Here is a 6,315-nt window from a genome sequence, read left to right as displayed (position 1 = left end):
GTCTACGAAGCCTTCGGCATGGGTGGTCAGGGGCAGGAACAGGGCCAGGCTGCTGCAACCGAGCAGTGTCAGCGCAGGCTTGGAATCGAGGAGGGTACGGCGGTTTGGACGGTGGTCGGGCGAGAAACGGACACGAGTGCTCACTATATGACGCTCCCTACTTTTGTTGTTTTTATTTTTGTCATACGTCGTCGTACAACATTGCATGGATTATTTGGAAGCCGTTCCTCATTGTCAACTGGCCATTATTGGAAAAATCCAACTGGCGCTTTCTATCGTGTGAGGAAATTCAACGGCTCCACGAGGCTTGGGTAAAGCGGGACGGCTTGCGCGCTGAGCGGGGTGCGGTCTTGGAGGATAGTGATGCAGGTGCAGGTTGTGCGATGACTGGTCTAAGACTTTAGTCCAATGATCAGGAATCGGAGGTCTACAAAAGCCTAGGGGGAGGCAACTCTGCTTGTTCAGAAAAGCACTTACCCCGTGGCGAGGGAGCTTGCTCCCGCTGGGACGGTCCGACGCCTCGGGCGCAGCCGCCCCAACATGAGCTGACGCGGTGTTGCTGAAGCACCACACCAGCCGGGTCTACGACTGCTGCGCAGCCGAGCGGGAGCAAGCTCCCTCGCCACGAGAGCTGCGCTTGATGGCCTGTGTATCAAAATAAAATTCGGGTTTTGTAGAACAAAGGCCATGAGTAATAACTTACTGGCTACTAAGAGTTTTGAGTACGAATGTTGTTACTAGCTTGTCTGATCTGTCTGATCTGTCTGCGTTCCTTAACTGCTCGCCAAGCATCCCTCTTGACTGCTAGTTTTGCTTTCACAACTGCTGATAAGAGACTGGTTCTCTTCAAAGGCTCGCCTTTCTTGTTTGTTAAGATTCTTCCCAAGTCAAAAGCGCTCAATTGTTCTTGGGTATGCCTGAGTCGTCCTAGGTATTTGGAACTAGCATCTATTTTAGTATGTGGATTTATACTGACGAATTCGTCCCATTTTCGCGCGTCAACTGCTTCCCGATCATAAAAATTCTGTGTGTTTTTCAGAGCCGCTGTCGGATTTTTATTTCGAGGATAAGCGCGTTTATAGGTGTTTTCGGGGGGCAATTTCGCTGCGACACTACCCCTCATTCGGACGACCAAGGGAGTGACTTTATTAGTAGGTTTTAACAAGGCTGCGGGTTTAATTCGAGAAACGGTTAAATCAATTGCATCCCATGGCCGAAACACCCGAAACACCCCTCCGGATGGATCATCCCGATTAACCGGATCCCCCCCACAATAAGCATAGGCATTGATCCCCCCCTCTCCAAACGGGCTCAACTCATCCGGACTGTTAAACCGCATCAACATCGGATTAAAAGCCCGATTCCCCTGTCCCAACAAATAGTGCCCCGTGACCGAGTCACTCCGCTCACCATTGAACCCCAACAAACAACTCAACCCACCTTCCCCAGAACGATGCCCATAAGCGGTATAAGCCATCCGCTGCAAATCTGCGTCCATCAAAGCCACCAACGGCGAACGCTGTGGGTCCGTCGCCAACAGCGCCGTCTCGCTGGCACCCATGACACTCAACCGCTGCGCCAGCGGTTGTTCCCCATGGCGAACAATCGTGAGCTGGGCCTCGCTGTCGATTTCGTTGACCAGTTCGTTGTTCTGGTAGAAGCGTTGGATGCCTGGGTTTTCCACCGGTTTCAGGCCGGTGAGGCGGTCCAGTGGGTCGTACTGGTAGCGGCACAGGATCTTCATCGATGTCGGTGGCATGAGTGGTTCTTCCCAGGGAAGGCGATGCTGTCAGGCTCTGGGATTTCTGAAGGTACGTCTACTAGCAGAACTGTTAGGTTTTGGGAATTCGGGTGGGACTACTGGCTCCCGCATGACCGGGCTGGCGCTCCAGTGCGAAGCACTCACAAAGTGAAGGGGTGTTTATCTGGATGTAGGAGTGTTCTGTATTGGGCTACGTTGTCTTGCGCCATTGCCTACGACTGCGCCAGAATCCGCCGGCTTGTGTGCTTGGGGGGCTGATTCTATCGTTTTCGGGTCGCTGGGAAATCAGCGATCGGGTTTGGTAGCCCGGTTCTCTACATGACGCAAGCGTCACCTTTTACAGGTGCATCTGAGCATTTGTATTGATGGTGGCCATGCGCAGGGCGCTCTCGGGCGCGCCGGAGTCATGTGGGGCCGGTCTACCAACCTTCGTATGGCCGCCACCCTCGTTTGGTAGCGAGGTGGTGGTTCTTTCATCCCACATGAGGTTCCACTTATGTTCAAAGCTACCCCCAACCCCCCGGACACCGATCCGACCTCACCGCGCTCGAAAACCAGATCCCCAAGACACGATGAGGTCACCGACCGCGTCCTCGACCATTACCTGAATCCCAAATCGGACAAAACCGAAACGGGTCCTGCTCCCGGTCAGCTCTTCATCGTCAACAAAGACATCGACACCGAAAGCCTGCTCACCAACCTCAGCGAAACCCTGGCCTCGGCCAACGCCATGGTTGAAGACCTGGCCTTCGACTTGAACGGGTCACGCCGGCATTTGCTCCTGGGCATCCAACAACTGATCGAACTGGGCAGCCTGCTGGCCAACCGCGCACTGGATACCATCGAAACCCGCCATCCGATATAACGCATCCCCGTGGCGAGGGAGCTTGCTCCCGCTGGGCTGCACGGCAGCCCCAAAATCAGCCGACGCGGTTTCCCAGACGCACCGCACCAGCCGGGTCTACGACTGCTGCGCAGCCGAGCGGGAGCAAGCTCCCTCGCCACAGGGACTTGTGACCGCCTCAGTATCCGGGACGCACCGCAGAACCTGTGGGAGCCGAGCTTGCTCGCGATGGCGGCGGTACATTCAACATGGATGTAACTTAAACTAATCGATCAAGCGGTACCGACTGTGCAACAAGTACCTTGAGCTTTATTACCTGCGGATATCCCACGTTAAAGTTTCCACGAGTTGAATCACATCGCCACTTTTCGCATTCCAACGCGCGAGTGTGAGTTCTGCTGATGCCTGATCAATCTGCTCTGCTGATGCCTTGTTGGTGACCAACTTTTCATATCGAATTTTTGCTGCGTCATGCGCTTTTCGTCTCGGGGTGACTGTCCATGTTTCCATGATTGGATATTTTTTAATGGCTCTATCGTACAGTTGTGCTTCATGCATGCGTTTGTTGATTTGGTTTATTACATCGACCGAAGTATTCGGAGAGTTAGTTTGTGTAAGTAGCGTAAGCGCTGGTTCAGCAGGTAGTGAGGAATTGGTGGGGTTATTGGCCGCGTAGCGTTGCGGCTCAATTTTCGGCAGCGCAGGCCGTGACGTCCGAGAGGTGCTGGTAATATTAATGGATGGAGATGCTGAAGCTTTTATTCGGTTCTTAAAGGCGACCATGAGCGTCGGAGTATTCGGTGGCGGTGGGGCCCTCCACGGCCTGATGATCCCGAGCGGAGAATTCCCACTCGGATCATACCGATTAACCGGATCCCCACCACAATAAGCATACGCATTGATTCCCCCCTCTCCAAACGGACTCAACTCATCCGGACTGTTAAACCGCATCAACACCGGATTAAAAGCCCGATTCCCCTGTCCCAATAAATAGTGCCCGGTGACCGAGTCACTCCGCTCACCATTGAACCCCAACAAACAACTCAACCCACTTTCCCCGGAACGATGCCCGTAAGCGGTATAAGCCACCCGCTGCAAATCCGCGTCCTTCAAAGCCACCAGCGGCGAACGCTGTGGGTCCGTTGCCAACAGCGCTGTCTCGCTGACACCCATGACACTCAACCGCTGCGCCAGCGGTTGTTCTCCGTGGCGAACAATCGTGAGCTGGGCCTCGCTGTCGATTTCGTTGACCAGTTCGTTGTTCTGGTAGAAGCGTTGCGTGCCTGGGCTTTCCAGCGGTTTCAGGCCGGTGAGGCGGTCCAGTGGGTCGTACTGGTAGCGGCACAGGATCTTCATCGATGACGGTGGCATGGGTAGTTCTTCCTGAGGAAGGCGATGCTGTCAGGCTCTGGGATTTCTGAAGGTACGTCTACTAGCAGAACTGTTAGGTTTTGGGGACTCGGGTGGGGCTGCTGGCCTCTTCGCGAGCAGGCTCGCTCCCACAGTGGGTTGTCGGCGCAGCTGCACCATTGTGGGAGCGAGCCTGCTCGCGAAGCGCCAAACCAGACACTAATCAGCCGTAAGCCCTGCGCGGATAGAGGCCACCGATCTCAGCAATGCCCATAGGGAACGCCCCAGCGCGACGGATGGTCGTAATTTCCATGTGCCGCCGACCACACGGAGACCCAATGAATCAGGATGTCCCGAACACCGATACCAATCGTCGTCAATTGCTGCAGATCATCGCCGGGCTGTCGGACGGGGTGATGTTGGTCGAAGTCGACCAGACCATTGCCTGGGTCAATGACGCGGCGCTGGCGATGCACGGGGTGAAGACCATCCGTGAGCTGGGCGCCAATGCCGACGAGTATGCCCGCCGGTTCAACTTGCGCTATCGCAACAATCATCCGTTGGCCGAGGACAATTACCCTATCGCTCGGGTGGCGCGGGGCGATGAGTTCAGCGATGTGCTGGTGGAAGTCACGCCCAAGGCTGATCCGGACCGCACCTGGGTGCATCGCATCCGCAGCATGGTGTTGACCGACCGCAGCGGCGAGCCGGAGTACCTGGTGCTGATCCTCAGCGACGCGACCGACTGGGCCAGCGCCGAACAGCGCTTTGAGCGCACCTTCGCCGCCAACCCGGCGCCGGCGGTGATCTGTCGCCTTAGCGACCTGCGTTATATCAAGGTCAACCAGGGCTTCCTGGAAATGACCGGTTATAGCCGCGAGCAGGTGATCGGGCGTTCGGTGTACGAACTGGACGTGCTCGAAGCCGCCGAGCGGCGTGAGCTGGCCGTCGAGCGGCTGGGGCAGGGTGCGACCATTCCGCAGATGGCGGCCGAGTTGAGATTGCCCGATGGCACCAGCAAGCAAGTGATCGTTGCCGGTCAACCCCTGGACCTGCACAACGAAGATTGCATGCTGTTTTCATTCATGGACATGGAGCCTCGGCGCAAGGCCGAGAACGCCTTGCGCCAGAGCGAGGAGCGCTTTGCCAAGTCGTTCCGCCTGTCGCCGGTGCCCACGTTGGTATGCACGGCTGAGCAGTCACTGTTGGAGGTCAACGAAGCCTTCGTGAACACCACCGGCTACGCCAGCGAAGAGTTGATGGGCAAGACCGTGGAAGAGATCGGTTTTCTCGACAAGGACGCCGGCGCTTCGTTGTTCGCCGCGCTGGAAAAGAGCGCCAGTGTGTCTGGTATCGACGTCAAAGTCCTCAAGAAGGGCGGGGAGCGCATCGACTGTGAAGTGGCCGCCGACACCGTGGTCATCCAGGACAAGCCGTGTTACCTGCTGGTGCTGATGAACATCACCGAACGCAAGCGCTCGGAGCTGGAACTGGTGGCGGCCATCGAGGAGGTGATGAAGGACGCTTCGTGGTTCAGCCGCACGTTGATCGAGAAGCTGGCCAACGTGAAGAGCATCAATACGCCATTGCCGTCGGCATCGTTCACCGAGCTGACGGCTCGTGAGCGTGACGTATTGGGTCTGATCTGCCAGGGGCTGGCGGACAAGGAAATCGCCGCGCGCCTGAAGCTGGCGCCCAACACCGTGCGCAATCACGTGGCCACTTTGTATTCCAAGCTGGATGTCCATAGTCGCAGCGAGGCCATTGTCTGGGCTCGCGAACGCGGCTTGTTCGCCAGTGAATGGCGCAACAAGGCACAGTGATGGCCAGTGCATATGCACTGGCCGGGTTGGTGCAAATTCGGGTTTTGCTTCGCCTGCTGGCTCCCTAGGCTGTGAGTGTGCGGCAATGTTTATGCGGCCGCGTCCCCTACGAAACAGTCAAGGAATACCGCCTGAATGCGCAATGAACACAGCAACCGTGCCATCGACAGGGTGTCTGCAGGAGCCCGATCCCCGTTCTTTTCCACCGGTCTCTTGCGACCTTGATGCCGAGGCGCAACCCATGACCCAACTGGCCCAATTGCGCGCCCGCCTCGAACAGAGTTTCAAGCCGCTCGCTTGCGAATGCAGCCTCAATGGCGACGGCACTCTCACCGTACGCCTCTATCGCCGCGACAGCGGGGAGGTGGACCTGGTAGTGAGTGGCATGAGTATGGACAGCGTGCGTTCGGAAGAGAGCGTGGCGAAGCTGATCGACGAGCTGCGCTATGAGCTGCAGAACACGCCGTTGCATCGTGGTGATCCTGCCTGAAATCGCGATGATCCTGCCTGAATAGTCTTCCGTGGCGAGGGAGCTT

Annotated in this window: 5 protein-coding genes; 3 read left to right on the top strand and 2 right to left on the bottom strand. The window is 56.7% G+C overall.

Features of this window, described 5'->3' with window-relative positions; all coding sequences use genetic code 11:
• Positions 1-709: 709 nt before the first annotated feature.
• Positions 710-1,759: an RHS repeat-associated core domain-containing protein gene (locus ACLEJR_RS23075; protein ID WP_440799842.1), complete on the bottom strand. Its 1,050-nt coding sequence runs from the start codon at positions 1,757-1,759 to the stop codon at positions 710-712.
• 499 nt (positions 1,760-2,258) lie between these two features.
• On the opposite strand from ACLEJR_RS23075, the gene ACLEJR_RS23070 reads away from it, so the two are divergent.
• Complete coding sequence (locus ACLEJR_RS23070; RefSeq protein ID WP_440816740.1) at positions 2,259-2,627, top strand: DUF6124 family protein; 369 nt, start codon at positions 2,259-2,261, stop codon at positions 2,625-2,627.
• Between the two features lie 291 nt (positions 2,628-2,918).
• Here the strand turns inward: ACLEJR_RS23070 and ACLEJR_RS23065 are convergent, their stop codons facing one another.
• On the bottom strand, positions 2,919-3,977 hold the full coding sequence (locus ACLEJR_RS23065) for an RHS repeat-associated core domain-containing protein (RefSeq protein ID WP_440816737.1): 1,059 nt from the start codon (positions 3,975-3,977) through the stop codon (positions 2,919-2,921).
• Between the two features lie 317 nt (positions 3,978-4,294).
• Between ACLEJR_RS23065 and ACLEJR_RS23060 the strand changes: the two genes are divergently transcribed.
• The gene (locus ACLEJR_RS23060) at positions 4,295-5,779 is read left to right on the top strand and encodes a PAS domain S-box protein (RefSeq protein WP_440799847.1); all 1,485 of its coding nucleotides are present in this window, start codon (positions 4,295-4,297) and stop codon (positions 5,777-5,779) included.
• A gap of 241 nt (positions 5,780-6,020) precedes the next feature.
• A complete protein-coding gene (locus ACLEJR_RS23055) occupies positions 6,021-6,269 on the top strand; it encodes a DUF1652 domain-containing protein (RefSeq protein ID WP_440799850.1) in 249 nt (82 codons plus the stop codon).
• Positions 6,270-6,315: the final 46 nt, after the last annotated feature.

The sequence above is a fragment of the Pseudomonas sp. SMN5 genome (assembly GCF_052041925.1).
Lineage (GTDB): Bacteria > Pseudomonadota > Gammaproteobacteria > Pseudomonadales > Pseudomonadaceae > Aquipseudomonas.
This window is presented reverse-complemented; position numbering and strand designations above follow the sequence as displayed.

Bases quoted from the DNA above. Each gene is read 5' to 3' on its own strand.
- ACLEJR_RS23075 (WP_440799842.1), bottom strand. From the start codon at position 1,759: ATGCCACCGACATCGATGAAGATCCTGTGCCGCTACCAGTACGACCCA.
- ACLEJR_RS23070 (WP_440816740.1), top strand. From the start codon at position 2,259: ATGTTCAAAGCTACCCCCAACCCCCCGGACACCGATCCGACCTCACCG.
- ACLEJR_RS23065 (WP_440816737.1), bottom strand. From the start codon at position 3,977: ATGCCACCGTCATCGATGAAGATCCTGTGCCGCTACCAGTACGACCCA.
- ACLEJR_RS23060 (WP_440799847.1), top strand. From the start codon at position 4,295: ATGAATCAGGATGTCCCGAACACCGATACCAATCGTCGTCAATTGCTG.
- ACLEJR_RS23055 (WP_440799850.1), top strand. From the start codon at position 6,021: ATGACCCAACTGGCCCAATTGCGCGCCCGCCTCGAACAGAGTTTCAAG.